This window comes from Sulfurimonas sp. (assembly GCF_028694895.1).
Classification (GTDB): Bacteria; Campylobacterota; Campylobacteria; order Campylobacterales; family Sulfurimonadaceae; genus Sulfurimonas.
This window is the reverse complement of the sequence record NZ_JAQVKA010000016.1, coordinates 1-21,170: the sequence shown is the minus strand read 5'-3', so window position 1 is coordinate 21,170 and position 21,170 is coordinate 1. Positions and strand designations below refer to the sequence as shown.

Genomic DNA, 21,170 nt, shown 5'->3' with positions numbered 1-21,170 from the left:
CCTTTTTGGATAATTTTAAAGATTATATAAAATTATGAGATAAAGTGGTAAAAATATGTCAAATTGACATATTTAATTTTCCTCTTCATATATAGCGTCAAGTAGGCCATCAACAAATTCATACTTATCAAATGGTGTTAGATTTTCTGGTTGTTCGCCTGTTCCAACATATAAAATAGGAAGATTTAACGCATAAGCAATGCTAAAGATGCTCCCACCCTTTGCTGTTCCATCAAGCTTTGTTATGATAATCCCATTAACGCCAATCATCTCATTAAACGCTTTTGCTTGAGCTATGGCAGAGTTTCCTTGTGTCCCATCAATTATAAGAGTAGTTCTATGAGGTGCGCCACTATGAGCTTTATCACAGATTCTATGAATCTTTTTTAATTCATTTGCTAGATTTGTTTGAGTGTGAAGTCTTCCTGCTGTATCTATTATGACGTAATCATAACCTTTTGATTTTGCGGATTCAATAGTGTCGTATGCTACAGCAGAACTATCATGCCCCTGTTTTGAAGCGACTATTGGAATGTCTAGCTTCTTAGCCCAAAGAGAGAGTTGCTCTATTGCAGCAGCGCGAAAAGTATCTCCAGCACCAAGCATAACTTTTTTACCCTCGTTTTTGTATCTTAGAGCTAACTTTGATATAGTTGTTGTTTTTCCAGCTCCATTTACTCCAACGATAAGCTCTACAAAAGGAGCGCTGAACTCTGGCTCTTTATATGAAGTATTTGCAAGAGTTGCAAGAAGTTTTGAGCGAAGGATTTCGCGAGTAATCTTGCTTTGATATAGTTCATTTAAAATTATCTCAACAAGAGCATATTCTACATCAGCCTCAAGTAAAATCTCTTCTATCTCATCTTTAGTAAATGATAGTTTCTTTTTTGGAACTACTGACTTTAACGCCTCAGCAGTTTTATCAAGAGATTTTTTTATAAATCCAAACATCTTTATTTGCCTAGAGTATTTCTTATATCACTATCTATAAATTCTTCTTCAGTTGCACCAACATAGTGGTTTATAAGTTTTGCATCTTTATACATTGCTAAAGTAGGTATAGGGTATCTTTCACCAAGCTCTAACTCTTTTACTATAGCATTACTAAGACGACGATTTTGATCTGAATTTACTAAAGTATAGTTTGCGTTGTATGTTGTTGAAAACTCTACAAGCTTCTCATTAGCAATATCTTCTTCAATTGTTATGCCGATAATGATTAAATCATCTTTATATTTTTCTTGAAGTGAACTGAGGTGTTGCGCAGCACCACGACATGGCGGACACCAAGTTGCAAAAATATCAAAAATAACTATTTTATCTTCTGCTCCATCAAGAATAAACCCTTGATCTACCTTTTTAACTACATATTGTTTATTATTTAAATCTGTAAGAACATATTCGCTTGTAGCTATCATTGAATTAGCGTCTTTTTTAGTTTTATCTTCAGAACAGCCTTGAAAAAGAAGAGTTGAGATTAAAGATAGAGTAAGAATCGATTTTTTAAACATTTGGTTACCTTATTTTCTGTTTTTTGAGTAAAATTGAGTGAAATTATATCCATAAAGATTTTAGATGGCTCTTACAAAAGCAATTTTTAGACAAAAATGTTTAGAGATGATAAAAAATAGTTCCAAACATAACCGTTTGTATAAAAATCAAAAGATTACTAATCAGTTGATTCAAGAACTTAAAAGATTTAAAAATAAGAAAATACTTTTTTATACATCACTTCCATTTGAGGCAGATACTGCAAAAATAATAAAACAAATTAGAAAAAATCATAAAATATTTGTTCCATTTATGCAAGGCGAAAGTTTTAAGATGGTACCATTTAGGCTACCGCTGAAGAAAAAAAATTTTGGTATTTATGAAGCGGGAAATAGTTTAAGAGATATAAGAAATATTGATGTAGCCATAGTACCAGTTGTTGGTGTAGATGGAAATCTACAAAGAGTTGGTTTTGGAAAAGGAATGTATGATCGTTTCTTTGAAAAGTTAAAAAAGAGACCATACACAATTTTTATACAATCAGAATTTTGCTTCACAAAAGAGTTTATTTGTGATGAATATGATATTACATGTGATTTAATAATTACGCCAAATGTTAAAGTACAAAACAAAAATATTGCAACCATGAGGAAATAAAATGTTAAACGAGATACTAAGTGGCGGCTCAGCAGCTGTCATTAGTGGACTTGTTGGATTTTTCATCTCTAAAAAAATAACTAATGCTAATTTTGATATATATGTCGAAAAAGCAAAAGCTCAAGCAGGCGCTATAGAAAATGAAGCACATATGCTTCTCTATAAAGCAAACATTAAATCTCAAGAGATAGAGCTAGAGGCTACAAAGTTGTATGAAAATGCAAAGGATAGAGCTAAAGCTGATCTTTTTCAAAGAGAAGATGATGTTAATAAAAAAGAGCAAACTTTTAAGCGTTATAAGCAGAACGAAGAGAGACGTCTACAAGATGAAGTCTCTACTTTAAGAGCAAGACAAGTTGATTTAAAAAGAAATGAAAAATCTTTAAGTTTACTAAAAAAAAGATATGAAGATAAGATTGATGAAGCACTAAACGCAATTGAACATTGTGCAGGTATGACAAAAGAAGAGGCAACAAGAGTGCTTCTTGAAAAAGTAGAAGAGAAGTCACGTGCTGAAATTGCTCATGTTGTTAGACGCTATGAAAACGAAGCAAAATCAGAAGCTAAAAAAAGAGCTAATTATATTTTAGCGCAAGCTACAAGCCGCTTTGCAGGAGAGTTTGCAGCTGAGCGCCTTACAAACTCAGTACATCTCAATGATGATGAGCTAAAGGGTAGGATTATTGGAAAAGAGGGTAGAAATATTAAAGCCCTTGAGACACTTTTAGGTGTTGATATAATAATCGATGATACTCCAAATGCTATTTTAGTAAGTAGCTTTAATCTTTATCGTAGAGCAATTGCTACAAAAACACTAGAGCTCCTTATACAAGATGGACGCATACAACCTGCACGTATAGAAGAGATATACAATAAAGTTTGTGAAGAGTTTGAAGCTGATACTCTACATGAAGGCGAAGAGATAATCATTAATCTTGACATTGGTGTTATGCACCCAGAACTGATAAAGCTTATCGGTAAACTTAGATATCGTGCTAGTTATGGGCAAAACGCTCTTGCACATACTTTAGAAGTTGCACACTTAGCTGGAATAATGGCTTCAGAAATGGGTGGAGATGCAAGGCTTGCAAAAAGAGCTGGACTTTTGCATGATATAGGCAAAGCGCTTACACATGAACATGAAGGTAGCCACGTTGATTTAGGCGCACAAATTTGTAATCGCTATAATGAACATAGTGTCGTTATAAATGCAATATATGCGCATCATGGTCAAGAAGAGATTAACTCTATTGAGTGTGGCGCAGTTTGTGCGGCAGATGCTCTCTCAGCAGCACGTCCTGGAGCTAGACGTGAAGTGCTAGAGAGTTTCCTAAAAAGAGTTACAGCTATAGAAGAGATAGCATCACAGCATAGCGGTGTCAAACAAGCTTACGCTATAAATGCGGGTAGAGAAGTAAGAGTTATAGTAAATGCATCTTTAGTTAATGATGATGAATCTATACTCTTAGCTAAGGAGATAGCTAGCGAGATAGAGCAAGGTGTTCAATATCCAGGTGAGATAAAAGTAAATGTAATTCGTGAGAGCAGGGCTGTAGAGTTTGCAAAATAACTCTAATAAGCATCTTCTACACTATTAATCTCTGAGTCATCATAGGGGTCCATATGCATAAGTATATGGACTTTTTTATCCGCAAAAAGCTTTCTAATTTTATCCTCTATTTTATCTGATACAAGATGCGCATCATATAAAGATATGCTAACATTAAAGACAATATGAACTGATATAAAAATATGTGAACCAGATATTCTTGTTCGTAAATCATGATAAGTAGTTACCGTTTTATCGTTATCTATAATAGCTTTTATTTTTTCTATATCTTCTTGGTTAAGAGCTACATCAAGAAGCATAAGCATCCCCTCTTTGATAATCGGTAGAGCAGAGTAAATCATGTAGATACTAATAAGTATTCCAAGAATTGGATCTATGATATTCTCACCCGTAAATGATACAAGACCAAGAGCAAGTAGAACAACTCCATTTGAGAAGATATCTGTTTTATAGTGAAGAGAGTCAGCTTTTATAACCATGTTTCCTGTTTTTTTAGCAACTTTATTTAAAAAAATAACAAGAAAGAAGGTTATGACAATAGAGATTAACATAACCACAATGCCTAAGCCGATAAAGTCCATCTCTCTAGGATGAGCAATTTTATCAATTGCTTCATAAAGTATAAAAAGTGCAGAAAACGATATGATTGTTCCCTCAATAACCGCGGCCAATGGCTCCATCTTGTTTCGCCCATAATTAAAAGCGTCATCAGGATCTTTTTCTGCATTATTAATAGCAAAATAGTTAAACATTGAGACTGTTAAATCTAGCATGGAGTCAATTGCTGAAGCTAAAATAGCAACTGAGCCACTTAGTATTCCAACACTCATCTTTATCACGACAAGAAGCATGGCTACTGATGTTGATACGACTGTTGCTCTTTTTTCTATTGTCATATTGGCTCCTATGCTTTTTAGGGTACAATTATAGTAAATTAAACATATTATAGTGATTAAAATGAATATAAACGAGTTAAGAGAAGAGCGACAAAAATGGATGAAGTGGAAAAATATTGCTCCACTTAGAGAAGCTATAGAATGCTTAAGCGATGGCGTATGGAGTGTAGAATTAGGTGATGCTATAACTATAAAAGGTGAGGCATTAGAAAGTATAGAAGATACTGCTAGGCTTATGATGCCTTGGCGAAAAGGTCCATTCAAGCTTTTTGATACATATATAGACTCCGAATGGAGAAGTAATATCAAATATAATCTTTTGCGTAAACATTTTAATTTAAAAGATAAGAGAGTTGCCGATATAGGATGCAACAATGGATATTATCTATTTAGGATGCAAGAAGATTTCCCAAAACTGCTTGTTGGTTTTGATCCATCTCCACTTTTTAAGACACAATTTGATTTTATAAATCATTTTGTAAAGAGTGATATAGTTTATGAACTCTTAGGTGTAGAACATCTGGAGTTTTACGGGGAGAAGTTTGATACGATATTTTGTTTAGGCGTGCTCTATCATAGAAGTGACCCTGTTGGGATGTTAAAGTCTTTATACAAGGGCTTAGATAAAGAGGGTGAGGTTATCCTCGATACATTTTATATCGAAGGCGATGAAGAGATTTGCCTCTCTCCTGCGTCGTCTTATTCAAAGATACCAAATATCTACTTTGTGCCCACTATTAACGCTTTGAAAAATTGGTGCCTAAGGGCTGGATTTAGTCATTTTGAAGTACTAGAGACTTCTTTGACTTCTTGTGAAGAGCAGAGAAAAACTTCGTGGATTGAGGGAGAGTCTTTGGAAGACTTTTTAGATAAAGATGATAATAGTAAAACGGTAGAGGGTTATCCAGCACCTTCTCGTGTATATGTTAGATTGAAAAAGGGGAAAAAGTGAAAGTATCAAAAGATAAAAAAGAGATTTTAGAAGATGATGAAGAGTTAGAAATAGATGAGTATAAAAAAGATGAAATCTTTTTAAAAACACATGAAAATATAAATCAAGATATATGCGGCGAAATTGAAAGTCTTGAATTTGGGTTTGTTAAACTAAAACTCGTTACTACTCATGAGATGATTGCTGATTCTATGAGTTTGATACATAGCGGATTTATTTTTAGCGCTGCTGATTATGCAGCAATGGCTGCTGTAAATGAGAGAAATGTTGTTTTAGTTGCAAGTGATTGTCAATTTTTATCTCCTGTAAAATTTGGAGATATAGTAAATTTTACGGCAAAAGTGCGTCATAAAGAGGGTAGAAAAAGAAATATACATGTAACAGGACATGTTTTAGAGATTAAAGTCTTCGAGGGTGAATTTAAAACTGTTGTAACAGAGAGACATGTTTTAAAACTCAAACTAGATAGCGAAGAGAGTGATGAAGATTAACAAATCTTTTAAAGATTTGCCATCCAATAATCGCTATAAAGTTGTTCTTGTTTGATAGTTGTAGTTCCACCGTGCCCTGGATATATTGTTTTATCATAAGGTATTTTTTTAAACTTTGCTAAAGATTCTTTCATCTGCACAGGTGAAGAGTATGGAAAATCAGTGCGCCCAATAGAGCGTTCAAATATAAAATCTCCGCTAAACATAGCATCACTTATCTCTATGGTTGAGCATCCTGGTGTATGTCCAGGAAAATGAGTAAATTTAACTTTAACTCCATTAAAATCAAACTCTTGATTAGCTTGCACTTCAACATCTGCACGAGATGGCGGTAGAGATGGCATCCATGAGCTATCAGATAGAAGCATAACATCCTCTTTTGGAGTATATAGTGGGATTTTTAGTCTCTTTTGCAACTCTGCATTACTCCACACATGATCAAAATGTCCATGAGTGTTTAGTATTGCCACAGGATTTGATACATTTTGTATTACCCACTCTGTTGCACCCATCCCCGGATCTATTATAAAATCCATATCATTAATATGTACTATATAGCAGTTAGTTTGATAATCACCCATTGGTTGAACTTTTATTTTCATAATTTTGCACTTTATCTTAATTTTTGTCAAAATTGTAACCTTAATATATAAATATAGCTTCATCTATTTTATTTTGCACATCGTTACAAAAACTTTGTTATAATCTTATTTGTTAAAGTTCCCTAAAGGTTGGCGATGAAAAAGTATGAGCTCATAACAGAGCATCTACTACATTTTTTAGATGATGAAGTCCATAAAACTGGGATTAAAAACGTTGTTTTAGGTCTTAGTGGTGGAGTCGATTCAGCTGTTGTTGCCATACTTGCACAAAGAGTTTTTGGTGATAATTTACTTTGTGTAAAAATGCCATCTCACTACTCATCAAAGAGTTCTGTTGATGATGCTGATGAGCTCTCTTTAGCGTTTAATCTTTGCTCTATCACCAGTTCGATTGAGCCTATGTTAAGAGCTTATGAAGAAGCAAATCCAGATATGGATAATCTCAGAAGAGGTAATCTCTCTGCACGACTTAGAATGAGTATTTTATTTGATATCTCTGCAAAACAGAGTGCTTTAGTTTTGGGTACAAGCAATAAAAGCGAACTATTGTTAGGATATGGGACACTTTATGGTGATTTGGCAAGTGCACTAAATCCTATAGGTGATCTTTATAAAAGTGAAGTATATGAACTAGCTGAGTATTTGGGTGTAACAAAGAGTATTATAAAAAAAGCTCCCTCGGCAGATTTATGGGCTGGACAGAGCGATGAGGCTGATTTAGGATATACATATGCACAGCTTGATGAAGTGCTTAAACTATATGTAGAAGAACACTTTAGTAGAGAGAAGATTTTAGAGATGGGATATGATGAGAAGATGCTTGATATGATAATTGAGAGAATTTTTCGCAATCATTTTAAAAGGAAGATGCCACTTATTGCTAAATTGACATCTAGAACTGTATATCACGATTTTAACTAGCCAAAAATATTAGATTATAAGGATTATATAATGAAAGTTTTATTTTGTAAGTATGAGAGTAGCAGAGAAGCACACTCAAATGTAAGTGATGTTTTAGATGGTGAAGATATAGACCAAGTAAAAGAGCTTGAAGATGAGTTTAAATCATATATCGGTGTGGATCACGCGCTAGCTACCTCACATGGTACTTCCGCACTTCATTTAGCAATGTTGGCACTTGATTTAAAACGTGGAGATAAGGTTGTATGCTCTGTTAATGCACATCCTAAAGTTCCAGAAGTTGTTCGCCACTTTGATGCTGAGCCTATTTTTATAGATATTGATCCAGATACATTTAACATAAACCTTGATAAATTAGAAGCGTATCTAGAGGACAACAGAGCTAAAAAACTAAAAGCTGTAATAGTTACACATATAGCTGGTCAATGCAGTGATTTGGATAGACTCTACTCAATGGCGACAATCTATGATGTAAAAATAGTAGAAGATGCAAGTGAAGCATTAGGAGCTATGTATAATGGCAAAAGAGTAGGTGCAACTGGCGCTGATATCACATGTTTCAACTTCTCTGCTCACCTTAAAAAAGATGTTTGTAATGGTGGTATGATTGTTTCAAACTCGCAAGAGATAATAGATCGTGCAAGACTTCTGAGCAAGCATGCTATGAGTAGAGACGAAGACTCGCTAGAGTATGTATATGATGTTACAGATATTGGTTTTGACTACTCTATGAGTCAACTAGATGCTGCTTATATCAGAGCTAAAGTTCAAGAACAAGATGATAATCTTAAAAGAATTAATGAGATAGCTCAAATGTATAATAAAGCTCTTGATGGAGTAGAACATATTTCTATTCCTACAGCTATTAGTAAAGAGCATCCTTACTCTCTTTACATCATAAAAGTAGATAAAAATAGAGATTCTTTTGCCCTAGAGTTAAAAAAGCATGGCGTTGAGGTTGGACTTCACTATATTCCACTTCACTTTTTATCTTATTACAAACATAAGTACTCTCTTAAGGTAAATAACTTCCCAGTAGCGCTTACAACATATCAAAAAGTTATGTCACTCCCTATATACGCAAGTATGAGTGATAAAGAAGTTAAGTATGTTATTGATAAGGTAAAAGCTGTAGCATCGACTAGAGTATAAGCTTTTGCATAAAAAATTAGTTTTTTGGGTTGAGGAGTATTTCTACAACCCAAGCTTCATTCAAAAAATCATCTCATTTGTTTTGCTTCCACTTAGTTGGATTTACTGTTTTTTCATGTATGTAAAGTTCAAGAGTAAAATAGCAGAAGATTTTGGTATCGATATCATAAGTATTGGAAATCTAAGTGTTGGAGGAAGTGGTAAAACTCCACTAGTAACGGCACTTGCATCAAGATATAAAAATGTAGCAATTATTCTTAGAGGATATGGACGTAAAAGTAGTGGACTTTATGTTGTAAGTAATGGTGCAAAGATATTATGCGGCGTGGAAGTTAGTGGTGATGAGGCTATGATATATGCACAAAAAGTTTCAGAGGCGATTGTAATAGTGAGTGAAAATAGAAAAAAAGGTATTTTAAAAGCTAAAGAGATGGGCGCAAAAATAGTTTTTTTAGATGATGCTTATTCAAAACATGATATAAAAAAACTAGATATTCTTATAGATGTAGAGAGTAAAAACTTATCTTGTCTTCCATCTGGGCCATTTAGAGAGAGACTTTGGAGTCAAAAAGAGGCTGTTGTTGTAAAAGAGGGAACTCATTTTAAAAGAGTAGTTGAACTTAAAAATAAAAGTGATAAAATGTCGCTATTAAGTGCCATAGCAAGACCGCAGAGACTTGATAAATATCTTCCAGAAGTTGTCAGTAAAAACTACTTTGAAGATCATCACTCTTTTAACAAAGATGAGGTTTTGGATATTTTAAGGCGAGATAATTCAAAGAGTCTGTTAGTTACATACAAAGATTTTGTAAAGCTAGAACAGTTTGGCCTGCCACTATCTCTGCTTGATTTACAGGTAGAAGTGGATGAGTATATTTTTAAAATTATAGATAATTATAGGGGAAAATAAGTGCAAAAAAAGATAGAAACAGTTCAAACGCTTCTTGAAGCTCTACCGTTTATAAAAGAGTTTAGAGGTAAAACAATAGTTATAAAATATGGTGGCTCAGCTCAAGAAACGCCTCAATTAAAAGAGAAATTTGCTGAGGATATCTTACTTATGTATCTTGTTGGAATTAAACCCGTCATAGTTCATGGTGGAGGACGACAGATAAATGAAATGCTAGATGCTCTACACATTGAGAGCAAGTTTATTGATGGACAAAGAGTTACATCAAAAGAGGTTATGAGAATTGTTGAGATGGTACTAAGTGGAGAGATAAACAAAGAGATAGTCTCAATTCTAAATTCTCACGGTGCAAAAGCTATAGGAATTAGTGGAAAAGATGCTCATTTTATCTCTGCAAAAGCAAAAGACTTTTCAAAATGGGGACTAACAGGAAACATTACAGATGTAAAAGCTGATGTTATCTCAAACCTTATAGCTGAAAAATTCATCCCAGTTATTGCTCCAATAGCAGCTGGAACTGAGATGGGTCATCCAGGATTTAATATAAATGCTGATTTATGTGCTTCATATGTTGCAAAAGCAATAGGTGCAAATAAAATTATATTTTTAACAGATACTGCAGGTGTTTTAAATAATAACAAAGAGCTATTTAGCACACTTACAAAAGCAGAAGTTGAGGCTTTAAAGGCAGATGGAACAATCCACGGCGGAATGGTACCAAAGGTAGATGCATGCCTAGAAGCAATAGAAGGCGGGGTTGCTAAAGCTCACATTATTGATGGAAGAATAGAGCATTCAATGCTTTTAGAACTCTTTACATCAGCAGGTGTAGGAACGCAGATAGTTATTTGATTTAACTCTCTCCTATCTCTTTTAATTCTCATTTTTTTAATCCTACGAAGTTATGATACAAATTGTAACAATATTGTAAAGCGTTTTAGAACAAATATTTAGATGTAGGCGTTAAAAATAAGTATAATGATTAATTATACTGCCAAATCCTCCCGATAGTTAATAAATTAAAGATTTATTAACTTATTATCTACTTGTAATTACCATACAAAAACTAAGCATTTAAAGAATAGGATTTTTTCTTGTGCACAAATTATATGATAAATTAATATAAACAAGGAGAACCAATGAATAGGAGAGACGCATTAAAGTTGGCCGGTATATCAGTGGCTACAACTGCAGTTTCAGCAAAAGAAACTGCTAAAAAAAGTGATTTATCTAATGTGAGAGTTATGAGTGCTGCTGCTAATCTTCCAAAAAATGGCAAAGGAGCAAAGATTGTTATTGTTGGTGGTGGATGGTCGGGACTATCTGTTGCAAAGAGATTAAAACAGTATATTCCTGATGCTGATGTTGTTTTGGTGGAACAAAACACAACTTTTATATCTTGTCCTATTAGTAACCTTTGGTTAGTTGGCGGAGTAGAGCTAGAGTTCATTACACATAGTTTCTTGGATGCGGCAAATAATAATGGTTACACATATTTCAATGCTAGCGTTTTTGATATTGATAGAAAAAAGCGTAAAGTTTACACAAATGAAGGGTATTTAGATTATGAATATCTAGTGTTAGCACCTGGAATTGATTATGATTATAGCGCGTGGACTAATGGTGATACAGCGCTTGAGTACGAGCTGAGCACAAAATATCCAGCAGGATTTAAAAATCATAGTGAGCATGATACTATTAGAAGAAAAATAGAAAATTTCAAAGAAGGAAATTTTCTATTAACAGTTCCTGGTGGTAATTATCGATGCCTACCAGCTCCTTATGAGAGAGCTTGTCTGATTGCTGATTATATGAAAAAGAACAAGATTAAAGGCAAAGTTGTACTAATGGATGAAAATCCTGATGTTACGATAAAGGCGGAAGGGTTTCATGCCGCATTTAACGAAATGTACAAAGATTATCTTGTCTACATGCCAAATGTAAAAATTGAGGAAATTGATCTAAAAAATAAAAAAGTAATGACTGAATTTGATGAAGTTTTATTTTCAGATGCAGCTTTTTATCCTCGTGTTAGAGGTAGTAAACTCTTGGAGATTGCAGGTGTTGCCAAAGATGCAATTAACAAGGGCGAAGCAAATATTGATCCTTTTACCTATCAAGTTATAGGTGATCCTCATGTGTATTGTTCTGGAGATTCAAGACCTATGGCATTTAGTAAGTCTGGAAATACATCAAATTCAGAAGGGTACATTGTTGCTAGAAGTATCAGAGATAAAATACTAGGTCAAAAAAATGTATGGAAATCCCCTCATACAGAGTGTTTCTCAGCGGTTGCACTCAACCCGATGCGAGCTATGTCTGTAAATACAGATTATCAATGGAGTGAATCTAATAAATCATTTACATTCTTTAATGTTGCAATGATGCAAAATTGGCATGACAAGAGTGGAACTGACGCAGGAAAGGGACTTATTGAGTGGGGAGATGCTATGTATAAAGATATGTTTTATTAATTACAAGACAATCTTTAAAAGTTATACCCAAGTTATTTACTCAAGAGATAGGCTTAAGTAGATACTTTAGTTCTTGCCATTTTATAAAAGAGTTTCTCATTTGAGAGCTCTTGGGGAACCTTTTTAGAGTCTAAAATCTCTTCACATAAAAGTTTAGCAAGCATAGGGGCTACTACAAAGCCTCTTGAGCCAAGAGCATTTATGATGTAGAGATTTTCAAAATATGTAAGTAATTCAGGCGGAATTTTTGTTCCGTTTTTTATAGATGGGTACTTCTTTAAACTTTGCTCATAATCTATAACTTTACCAATCACTGGAAAATAACTCTTAATCGTAGCTCTTGCACCTCTATATACTTTTGTTACTTTTACATCTTCAAGTTTAATCAACTCTCTTGCATCTTTTAATAACTCTTCAACTTGACCCTGTTCATTGTTGACATAAAAAGCACACTTATCACATGATGTCAGACACTCCATCTCAGATGTGTCATGCCTCTCTTTTGTAGCACCAATAGATATAGTAGAATCTTTTTTATTTGTTGAAACTGAGATAGATTTGTGTATATTAAAAGGTACTTTTGTTGTTGTTTTTACATCAATTTTAACTCCAAAAATAGGCGCTATTTTTATATATGGAGTCTCTACTATAGATTTTATAACACCTTGGGCAAGGATTATATTTTTTGCTTTAAAATCATCAAATATATAAAGTCCATCTTCATATTTTAACTCTTTTACATTGTAGTTATAAAAATCACACTCTTTTATAAGCTCTTGGCAAACCTCATGTGGATTTAAAATCGCTGCATTTTCATAAAAATATCCATCAATTTGAGTAAAGTTTTGTGAAATTTCTTGTAGCTCTTTAGCACTTATATAGTGATTCTTTATGCTATTTGTTTGGAGTTTTGCACTATTGAAATTATTATTTTCGACTCTAAGAACGCCTTTTTTTACAATTGAATTTGGAGTCATTTTTTCATAAAATTCTAAAGAGTATTCAAGTGCGCTGTTTATAAAGCGGTTATAGCTATTTTGTACTCCTGCAAGAGGCGATAAAAAGGCTCCAGCAGCGCCACTTCCACCACTCGCAACCCCCTCTTTATCGGCAATGGCGACACTAAGGCCTCTTTGTTGTAGATAATGAGCACAATTACACCCGCCACTACCTGCACCGATAATTAAAAAGTCATATATTTTCATCTTGAAATTATAGAAAAATATGACTTAATGTCAGGTGTTAAGGCACTATTATTTTTGTGGTGATATAATCGCCACAATATTATAAACAGGATATAAAATGTACGGATTATTTGAAGACGAAGATGATATATTTATGGGCTCGCCAAAGAGTAAACTTATGGATGTTTTGTTCAATGCTAACAATGATGTAGTTAGATATGAATTAGAAAAATTTATCGACAGAGCAGCTGCTATGGAGATGATGATGAGAGAGAAATGCAGTGATATCTTTAACGATGATGGCGATAAAATAGAAAAAGATATCAAATCTTATATCTTATTAAACAGAGATGAAGTTGATAATTTTTCAAAAAATCTCTACATTGAAATGATGGGCGCAATTTTATCACAAAGTGAATAGTTGAAAAATTTACTCCTCTTTTTTATTCTTATGGTGTTTAGTTGCACTATTGCATCTGCTGAGTATATACAAAAGAGAGAAGTTTTACTAAAAAAGGATGAGCAAAAGAATATTTTTGTAAAATACGCTGATAAAAAAAAGCTCTTTACTTTTAGATGGACTCTTTACACCGATGGCGCTCTTGTTATATTTAAAAGTTATGACAAAATTGTTGGACAAAATGTACTTCATTTAAGAAATAAAAATCAAACTTTTAGAGTAGAACTAATGCCAAAAGGTTCTAAGTTTGCTAGCAGAACTTATCTGCTTGTAAAATTCAAAGAGTTTAAAGAGGCTTCAAATGAGGTTCTTTTTGAGATTTTCTTATTTGATCATAAAAGATATATAAAGTTAGAAGAGTTAAAAAATAGCTAAAGAGAGATTGATGCAAAGAGTTGAGAGCGAAATAAAGAGGATAATCAAAGAGATTGATTATGAAGAAGTATCACGTCTTTTTGAGATGCTTCAAGGTGGAAAAAGGCTTAGAGCAAAACTAATTTTAAAGATAGCCCCGACTTCTACAACTGCTCCTCTTCTTGGCGCAATAGTTGAGTTAATTCATGCAGCTAGCTTGTTACATGATGATGTTATCGATGAGGCAACTCTTAGACGTGGAGTTGCTTCTGTAAACGCAACAGATGGAAGTAAAACGGCAGTAATGCTTGGTGATATACTATACTCAAAAGCTTTTAGTGAACTAGTGTCATTTGATAAAGAGATTGCTAAAATTGTCTCATCTTCTGTTACCTCTCTTAGTAAAGGCGAAATGATGGACGTTAAGATGGCACTGAGCTTTAATAGTGATGAAGATAAATATCTTCAAATGTTATATCTAAAAACCGCTACTCTCATTGAAGCATGTGCTCACGCCGCCGCACTACTTGCAAAAAAAGATCCACACTCACACGCTTTATATGGAAAAAATCTAGGACTCTCTTTTCAGATAATAGATGATATTTTAGATATAACCTCAGATGAGGCTACACTTGGAAAGCCTGCAATGAATGATTTTGTTGAGGGGAAATGCACACTACCTTACATCTATCTTTATCAGCTCTTAAGCCAAGAAGATAGACAAATACTGAGCTCTTTACATGCAAAGATACTTACTAAAGAAGAGTCTCTTTGGATAAGAGAAATGATGAAGCAACATAAAACAGTAGAAAAATCATTCTCTCTTGCTCAAAAGCTATCAAATGAGGCTATGAGCGCGATAAAAGATGATACAGAACTCATAGAAATTTTACAAACCATGATAAAAAGAAGCTACTAATGCACTATTTAAACATAAGTTTTTCACATAAAAATTCAACTCTTGATATTAGAGAAAAACTCTCATATAAAGACGATTACGCTACAAAAGGGTGTCTTACTAAGCTAAACTCTGGCGAAACAATACATGAGTCTATCTTAATATCTACATGTAATAGAATGGAAGTATTTTGTAGTTGTAGTGATTTAGCAACTGCTACAAAACATATATTTAATATGTTGGCTATGAGATCTGGAATCCCTATAGAAGAGCTTGAGGGTAGGGCAGATATTTTTGATGATAGCAGTGCAATTCACCATCTCTTTAGTGTTGCATCATCACTTGACTCTATGGTTGTTGGTGAGACACAAATAGCAGGTCAGCTAAAAGATGCCTTTAGATTCTCTTACGATAATGGATTTTGTTCTCAAAAATTAGCTCGTGCAATGCACCACGCTTTTAAGTGTGCAGCAAAGGTCAGAAATGCTACTGATATCTCATCTAAACCAGTCTCAATTGCTAGTGTTGCAGTTTCAAAGCTAAAATCAGTTATAGATAGTTTTGAGGGTAAAAAAGCCATTATTATTGGTGTTGGAGAGATGTCTGAGATAACAGCAAAGCATCTTATCTCAAGTGGCGCAGATGTTTATATAATAAATAGAACAAAACAAAAGGCTGAAAAATTAGCGCTTGAGTGTGGTGCAAAGGTTTTAGATTTTGAAGATTTACCAACGATTGTTAATGAATTTGAGATTTTATTTACAGCTACATCTTCACCTGAACCTATTATTACAGATGAGATAATAAAGCCTTGTGATTTTGAGAGATACTGGTTTGATATGGCGCTTCCTAGAGATATAAGCTATGACAAAGATGATAGAGTTAATTTATATGTTATAGATGATTTGAAAAACATAGTAGATGAAAATATCGGTTTGCGTGAAGATAGTGCAAGAAAAGCTCATACTATTATAGGACGAAGTACAGTTGAATTTTTTGAGTGGTTAAACACGCTAAATATTGAACCAATGATAAAAGAGATATATCAAAAAGCATTTGAAGCGGCGCGTATTGAGAGTGATAGAGCTATAAAAAAAGGATTTATTCCAAAAGAGTATGAAGAGCAAATCCGTAAAATGTCACAACAAGCGTTAAAGAGATTTTTACATCAGATGAGCTCAAAAATGCGCAGTGTATCAGAAGAATCAAAAGCAGATATGCTAACAAGTGCAGTACAGTTTTTGATAGAAAAAGATAAAAGCGATATACCAGACAAATATAAGTGCGAACACGCATTAAACATTATAGAAGGAAGATAAGTGAGAAGAAGTAGAGCGTTTATTCCAACTGCAAAAGAAGCGCCATCTGATGCAACATTACCTAGCCATAAATTTTTAATAAGAGGCGGTTTTATAAACCAACAAGGCGCTGGACTTTACAACTTTTTGCCACTTGGAAAGATAGTGCTTGAGAAAATCAGAGCTATTGTAAAAGAGGAACTTGATTGTGCCGGATGTTTAGAAGTTCAACTTAGTTTTGTAACTCCAATTAGCTTATGGGAGAGAAGTGGACGCTCTGAAGCTATGGGCAAAGAGATGCTAAGAATCAGAGATAGACATCAAAATGAGTTTGTACTTAGTCCTACAAATGAAGAGGCTATGGTTGAGCTAGTAAAAAATAGAGTTACAAGCTATAAAGATCTACCACTAAACTTGTATCAGATAAATACAAAGTTTCGTGATGAAGCAAGACCTAGATATGGGCTTATGCGTGGTAGAGAGTTTTTGATGAAAGATGGTTACTCTTTTCACTCAAGTACTGAAGATATGGTACGAGAGTTCAACCTAATGGAAGAGACTTATAAAAAAATCTTTACAAGACTTGGACTTGACTTTCGTGTTGTTGCAGCTGATAGCGGAGCAATCGGTGGAGATGGAAGTAAAGAGTTTCATGTTTTAGCTGATAGTGGAGAGGACACTCTTATAGTATGCGAAGCTTGTAATTATGGCGCAAACATTGAGACTATTGATGAGTTTAAAGACAAAATCGACGAGTTAAATGAGAAGAGTTATGAAGAACTTCTAAAGTTAAAGATAGATCAAAAGTGCTCTTGCGGAGCAAATCTTCACTTTAAAAAAGGGATAGAAGTTGGACATATCTTCCAACTTGGAACTAAGTACTCTCAAGCGTTAGAAGCAAACTTTAGTGATGAAAATGGAAGAAGCAAACCTTTTGAGATGGCAACATTTGGCATAGGGGTAAGCAGACTTGTAGCAGCTATTATAGAGCAAAATCATGATGAGAGTGGCTGTATTTGGACTAAAGAGAGTGCGCCATATCTCGTAAACGTTATGGTTTCAAATGTAAAAGATGAAGCACAAATGGCACTTGGCGATGAACTTTATGCAAAACTTAGAACTGCAAAAGTAGATGTTATTTTTGATGATACAAAAGAGAGATTTGGTTTTAAGATGAAAGATGCCGAGCTTATAGGCTTTCCTTACACTATAATTATCGGAAAAGAGCTAGAGAGTGGATTAGTTCAAATATTTGATAGAAAAACAAAAGAGAGTATATCAGTTGATACAAACAGTGCTTATAGTAAAATTATGGAATTGATTAAGTAATGATTTACTTCTTAATCTATCTATTTTTAGAGGTTTTAATTTCTGTTAACATTTCATCAGTAATAGGTGGACTTGGAACTTTTTTTGAGATACTTCTGAGTGCGTTTTTTGGTATATTTATTCTTATGAATTTTCGCTCAACATTTAAAGAAAATGTTATGGCAGTTTCATATAGATGTATAAATTTAGAAGAGTTTCAAAGACTTAATCTATTTAGTATTTTTGGAGCTATTCTACTTATCTTACCTGGCTTTTTAACAGATATTATAGGGATTTTATTACAGTTTGGTGTAATAACAACTATGCTTGTTAATCGTTATAATGTAAAATCAAAGTGCAAAACAGATTATGAAAAATATAAAAATGAGAAGGATATTGATGTCATTGATGTTGAAATTATTAGCGATAACACTCGTACTAAGTAGTATATTAAGAGCAGAAGCTTCTAACCAAGATATAGAGAATTTTTTAAAAAAGATGTTTGCATCAAATCAAAATATAAAGTCACTTAACGTTAAAGTCACTAATGTAACAGAAGTTCAAGGCCATGATGATTGGTATGCTTATTATGTTGAGTTAGATGCTCTTTTAGTAAAAGACAAACGTCAAGTTGTTCAAAAGATGGTTTGGTTTTCAGATGGAAAAGTTATAACAAAAGAGATTTTTGATATAGAAAAAGTAAGAGATATGAATGAGCTAGTCTCTTTACCTTTTGAAGATAAAAATTATAAAAAAGAGAATTTGATTTATGGAAATACAAATGCAAAGCATAAAGTAGCAATCTTCTCAGACCCACTTTGCCCGTTTTGTAAAACATTTGTTCCTGAGGCACTTGAATATATGAAAAGTAGACCAAATGAATTTGCAGTTTACTACTACCATTTTCCGCTTGAGTCACTTCATCCAGCTTCTGTAGAGTTAGTAAAAGCTGCTGTAGCACTTGAACTTCAAGGAAAAAAAGATGTGATACTAAACTTATATAAAGTAAAAGTAGATCCAAAAGAAAAATCAAACGATAAGATATTAGCAGAGTTTAACAAAGTTATGGGTTCAAATATAAAAATGTTTGATCTTCTCTCAAAAGAGGTAGGCCAACATCTAAAGAGTGATTTAGCAATTGCTGATTCAATGATGGTAAATGGGACTCCTACAATGTTTTTTGATGGTGTTTTAGATAGAACAAAAATGAAATATAAAGAGGCAAAATAGATGAAAAAATTAGTAATAGCAACAAGAGGCTCTCAACTTGCACTTTGGCAGTCAAATCATATAAAAGCTATTTTAGAAGAGCAAAATCCAGGCCTTGAAGTTGAGCTAAATGTAATAGTTACAACTGGAGACAGGATTCAAGATAAAGCACTCTCTAAGATAGGTGGAAAAGGACTGTTTTTAAAAGAGCTAGAAGAGGCAATGCTCCAAGGAGAGGCTCAGATCGCAGTTCACTCTCTAAAAGATGTTCCAACTGTTATGCCTGATGGACTCCTCTTAGCAGCAATTACAGATAGAGAAGATTCAAGAGATGCACTTTTATCAGAAAAATATCCAAATATTGATGCTCTTCCACAAGGTGCAATTGTTGGTACATCTTCTCTTCGCCGTCGTATGCAGATACAAAAGCTTCGTCCAGATTTAATCATAAAAGATTTAAGAGGTAATGTTGATACTAGAATTAAAAAGCTAAAAAAAGGTGACTTTGATGCAATTATTTTAGCAGCAGCTGGGATAAATAGACTCTCACTACTTGACGCTGTAAAACATGTATATCCTATATCTCTTGAAGAGATGATTCCTTCAATGGGGCAGGGCGCACTGGGGATAGAGTCTGTAAATAATGCCCAAGTTCTTAAAATAGTTGCAAGACTTGAAGATGAATACAGCAGAATGGAGACTACTATAGAGAGAGCCTTTGTTGATGAGTTAGATGGCGGTTGTCAAGTTCCAATAGGTGTTAATGCATCTGTTTTAGAAGATGGAACTATTAGTATAAAAGCAGTACTTGGTCTTCCTGATGGAACAGAGATGCTTAGTGATTCAAAAATAACATCTAAAAAAGATTATGAAAACATTGGTAGAGAGATGGCTGCAGAGTTTATACAAAAAGGTGCTAAGGAGCTCCTTCTTCGTGCTGAAGCAATGATGGAAAATAAATAATAATGCAAAAAACCATTGAGTTATTAAAGAGTAACGGTGAGTTAAGAGTAATTGAGCAAGAGCTTGATATTTATCTAGAAATACCCCATTTAGCATATGCAGAGGTTAAGAAAAAAGATGGCGGAATGGCACTTCTTTTTACAAATGTAGTTGATAAGAAAAGTGGTAGAAAATTTGATGAAGATGTTCTAATGAATATCTTTGGCTCGTATAAACGTTGTGAGCTTCTCTTTGGCAGAACTATTGAGTCTATTGCAGATGAGATAACAAAACTACTTCATATGAAACCTCCAAGTGGCTTTTTAAATAAGATTTCAATGGCTGGAGAGCTTTTTTCACTTAAAAATATATTTCCAAAAAAACTCTCAAAAGAGGGTGAGTGCCAAAAGATAAAATATCTAGAAGATGAGATAGACCTTTATAAAATTCCAGTTTTAACTACTTGGGAACAAGATGGTGGCCCTTTTATCACAATGGCTCAAGTTTATACTCAAAGTTTTGATGGTGAGATGGTAAATGTCGGCATGTACAGACTACAAGTTTACGATAAAAATCATCTAGGGATGCACTGGCAGATTCACAAAGACTCTTCACACTTTTTTGATCAGTATCAAAAAGCTGGTAAAAAAATGCCAGTAACCATTGCTATTGGTGGTGATCCACTATATACTTGGTGCGCTACTGCTCCTCTTCCTTATGGTGTAAATGAGCTACTTATGTATGGACTTATAAAAAAAGAGAGTGCTAAACTTGTAAAATCTTTAACAAATCCACTCTATATCCCACATGATGTTGATTATGTTATAGAGGGATGGGTTGATACTAAGGATATGAGAATTGAGGGACCATTTGGGGACCACACTGGATACTATACTCTAGAAGATCCATATCCAGTAATGGAAGTTAGTGCCATTACCACAAATAAAAAACCTACATATTTAGCTACAGTCGTAGGTAAACCACCTCTTGAAGATAAATATATGGGTTGGGCTACTGGGAAGATATTTTTCCCTCTACTAAAAACAACAGCACCAGATTTACTTGACTATCATATGCCAGAGAATGGTGGTTTTCATAACTTAATACTAGCAAAAATGCAGCCTCACTATAAAGGACATGCAAAACAATTTATGCACGCTTTTTGGGGTGCCGGACAGATGAGTTTTGTTAAACATGCAATTTTTTTAGATGAAAAAGCACCAAAGTTAGATAGTTATGAGGCGGTAACAACTTATATACTTGATAGATTTACCCCAAAATCTCTTTTTATATCAGAGGGAATTTTAGATGCACTAGATCACTCATCAGATGAGGCTTTAGTAGGTGGTAAGTTAGGAGTTGACGTAACAGCAGCCAATAGAGTAGAAGCTCCGCTACTTT

General features: G+C 33.9%; 23 protein-coding genes. 18 read left to right on the top strand and 5 right to left on the bottom strand.

Translation table 11 applies throughout. The features are described 5' to 3' along the window. Positions 1 to 72: 72 nt before the first annotated feature. Together ftsY and PHI38_RS03805 are read right to left on the bottom strand one after the other, a co-directional pair. Positions 73 to 951 (bottom strand): signal recognition particle-docking protein FtsY, encoded by an 879-nt coding sequence (gene ftsY / locus PHI38_RS03810; protein ID WP_299853021.1) that lies wholly within the window; start codon positions 949 to 951, stop codon positions 73 to 75. Positions 952 to 953: 2 nt separating this feature from the next. Next, positions 954 to 1,511, bottom strand: coding sequence for a TlpA disulfide reductase family protein (locus PHI38_RS03805; RefSeq protein WP_299853019.1), 558 nt, complete (start codon positions 1,509 to 1,511; stop codon positions 954 to 956). A gap of 64 nt (positions 1,512 to 1,575) precedes the next feature. Between PHI38_RS03805 and PHI38_RS03800 the strand changes: the two genes are divergently transcribed. Both PHI38_RS03800 and rny read left to right on the top strand, forming a co-directional pair. Then, on the top strand, positions 1,576 to 2,148 hold the full coding sequence (locus PHI38_RS03800) for a 5-formyltetrahydrofolate cyclo-ligase (protein ID WP_299853017.1): 573 nt from the start codon (positions 1,576 to 1,578) through the stop codon (positions 2,146 to 2,148). Position 2,149: 1 nt separating this feature from the next. Further along, the gene (gene rny / locus PHI38_RS03795) at positions 2,150 to 3,718 is read left to right on the top strand and encodes a ribonuclease Y (protein WP_299853015.1); all 1,569 of its coding nucleotides are present in this window, start codon (positions 2,150 to 2,152) and stop codon (positions 3,716 to 3,718) included. A gap of 2 nt (positions 3,719 to 3,720) precedes the next feature. On the opposite strand, the gene PHI38_RS03790 is transcribed toward rny, so the two are convergent. Further along, positions 3,721 to 4,614, bottom strand: a complete 894-nt coding sequence (locus tag PHI38_RS03790; RefSeq protein ID WP_299853013.1) for a cation diffusion facilitator family transporter — start codon at positions 4,612 to 4,614, stop codon at positions 3,721 to 3,723. A 61-nt stretch (positions 4,615 to 4,675) separates the two neighbouring features. On the opposite strand from PHI38_RS03790, the gene cmoB reads away from it, so the two are divergent. Further along, positions 4,676 to 5,566 carry a tRNA 5-methoxyuridine(34)/uridine 5-oxyacetic acid(34) synthase CmoB gene (gene cmoB, locus PHI38_RS03785; protein ID WP_299853011.1) on the top strand — a complete coding sequence of 297 codons (891 nt, stop codon included), beginning with the start codon at positions 4,676 to 4,678 and terminating at the stop codon, positions 5,564 to 5,566. Further along, the gene (locus tag PHI38_RS03780) at positions 5,563 to 6,057 is read left to right on the top strand and encodes a hotdog domain-containing protein (protein ID WP_299853010.1); all 495 of its coding nucleotides are present in this window, start codon (positions 5,563 to 5,565) and stop codon (positions 6,055 to 6,057) included. The genes cmoB and PHI38_RS03780 overlap by 4 nt, the downstream gene beginning before the upstream one ends. Before the next feature lie 8 nt (positions 6,058 to 6,065). Here PHI38_RS03780 and PHI38_RS03775 read toward each other — a convergent pair whose 3' ends face one another. Next, a complete protein-coding gene (locus PHI38_RS03775) occupies positions 6,066 to 6,659 on the bottom strand; it encodes an MBL fold metallo-hydrolase (RefSeq protein ID WP_299853008.1) in 594 nt (197 codons plus the stop codon). Between the two features lie 135 nt (positions 6,660 to 6,794). Here PHI38_RS03775 and PHI38_RS03770 point away from each other — a divergent pair, with 135 nt between their 5' ends. The 5 genes from PHI38_RS03770 (at position 6,795) to PHI38_RS03750 (ending at position 12,116) form a co-directional block, all read left to right on the top strand. Continuing rightward, positions 6,795 to 7,580, top strand: a complete 786-nt coding sequence (locus PHI38_RS03770; RefSeq protein WP_299853006.1) for an NAD+ synthase — start codon at positions 6,795 to 6,797, stop codon at positions 7,578 to 7,580. A gap of 30 nt (positions 7,581 to 7,610) precedes the next feature. After that, positions 7,611 to 8,732, top strand: a complete 1,122-nt coding sequence (locus PHI38_RS03765; protein WP_299853004.1) for a DegT/DnrJ/EryC1/StrS aminotransferase family protein — start codon at positions 7,611 to 7,613, stop codon at positions 8,730 to 8,732. Positions 8,733 to 8,736: 4 nt separating this feature from the next. After that, positions 8,737 to 9,642 carry a tetraacyldisaccharide 4'-kinase gene (locus PHI38_RS03760; protein ID WP_299853002.1) on the top strand — a complete coding sequence of 302 codons (906 nt, stop codon included), beginning with the start codon at positions 8,737 to 8,739 and terminating at the stop codon, positions 9,640 to 9,642. After that, on the top strand, positions 9,643 to 10,494 hold the full coding sequence (gene argB, locus PHI38_RS03755; protein WP_299853000.1) for an acetylglutamate kinase: 852 nt from the start codon (positions 9,643 to 9,645) through the stop codon (positions 10,492 to 10,494). Positions 10,495 to 10,781: 287 nt separating this feature from the next. Then, on the top strand, positions 10,782 to 12,116 hold the full coding sequence (locus tag PHI38_RS03750; RefSeq protein WP_299852998.1) for an FAD/NAD(P)-binding oxidoreductase: 1,335 nt from the start codon (positions 10,782 to 10,784) through the stop codon (positions 12,114 to 12,116). Positions 12,117 to 12,169: 53 nt separating this feature from the next. Here the strand turns inward: PHI38_RS03750 and PHI38_RS03745 are convergent, their stop codons facing one another. Further along, a complete protein-coding gene (locus tag PHI38_RS03745) occupies positions 12,170 to 13,321 on the bottom strand; it encodes an FAD-dependent oxidoreductase (protein ID WP_299852996.1) in 1,152 nt (383 codons plus the stop codon). 97 nt (positions 13,322 to 13,418) lie between these two features. Here PHI38_RS03745 and PHI38_RS03740 point away from each other — a divergent pair, with 97 nt between their 5' ends. The 9 genes from PHI38_RS03740 to PHI38_RS03700 form a co-directional block, all read left to right on the top strand. Continuing rightward, on the top strand, positions 13,419 to 13,721 hold the full coding sequence (locus tag PHI38_RS03740) for a DUF2018 family protein (protein WP_299852994.1): 303 nt from the start codon (positions 13,419 to 13,421) through the stop codon (positions 13,719 to 13,721). Beyond that, positions 13,722 to 14,135, top strand: a complete 414-nt coding sequence (locus tag PHI38_RS03735) for a hypothetical protein (protein WP_299852992.1) — start codon at positions 13,722 to 13,724, stop codon at positions 14,133 to 14,135. A gap of 10 nt (positions 14,136 to 14,145) precedes the next feature. Then, positions 14,146 to 15,033 (top strand): polyprenyl synthetase family protein, encoded by an 888-nt coding sequence (locus PHI38_RS03730; RefSeq protein WP_299852990.1) that lies wholly within the window; start codon positions 14,146 to 14,148, stop codon positions 15,031 to 15,033. Beyond that, entirely contained in the window at positions 15,033 to 16,331 is a 1,299-nt protein-coding gene (hemA, locus tag PHI38_RS03725) for a glutamyl-tRNA reductase (protein ID WP_299852988.1), read from the top strand. Before PHI38_RS03730 ends, hemA begins: the two co-directional genes overlap by 1 nt. Next, complete coding sequence (gene proS / locus PHI38_RS03720) at positions 16,332 to 17,639, top strand: proline--tRNA ligase (protein ID WP_299852986.1); 1,308 nt, start codon at positions 16,332 to 16,334, stop codon at positions 17,637 to 17,639. Further along, on the top strand, positions 17,639 to 18,064 hold the full coding sequence (locus PHI38_RS03715) for an FxsA family protein (RefSeq protein WP_299852984.1): 426 nt from the start codon (positions 17,639 to 17,641) through the stop codon (positions 18,062 to 18,064). Before proS ends, PHI38_RS03715 begins: the two co-directional genes overlap by 1 nt. Continuing rightward, complete coding sequence (locus PHI38_RS03710) at positions 18,027 to 18,848, top strand: thioredoxin domain-containing protein (RefSeq protein ID WP_299852982.1); 822 nt, start codon at positions 18,027 to 18,029, stop codon at positions 18,846 to 18,848. Before PHI38_RS03715 ends, PHI38_RS03710 begins: the two co-directional genes overlap by 38 nt. Further along, positions 18,849 to 19,790: a hydroxymethylbilane synthase gene (gene hemC / locus PHI38_RS03705; RefSeq protein ID WP_299852980.1), complete on the top strand. Its 942-nt coding sequence runs from the start codon at positions 18,849 to 18,851 to the stop codon at positions 19,788 to 19,790. A gap of 2 nt (positions 19,791 to 19,792) precedes the next feature. Further along, positions 19,793 to 21,170, top strand: a 1,378-nt coding sequence (locus PHI38_RS03700) for a menaquinone biosynthesis decarboxylase (RefSeq protein WP_299852978.1), incomplete at its 3' end; no start/stop codon positions are given.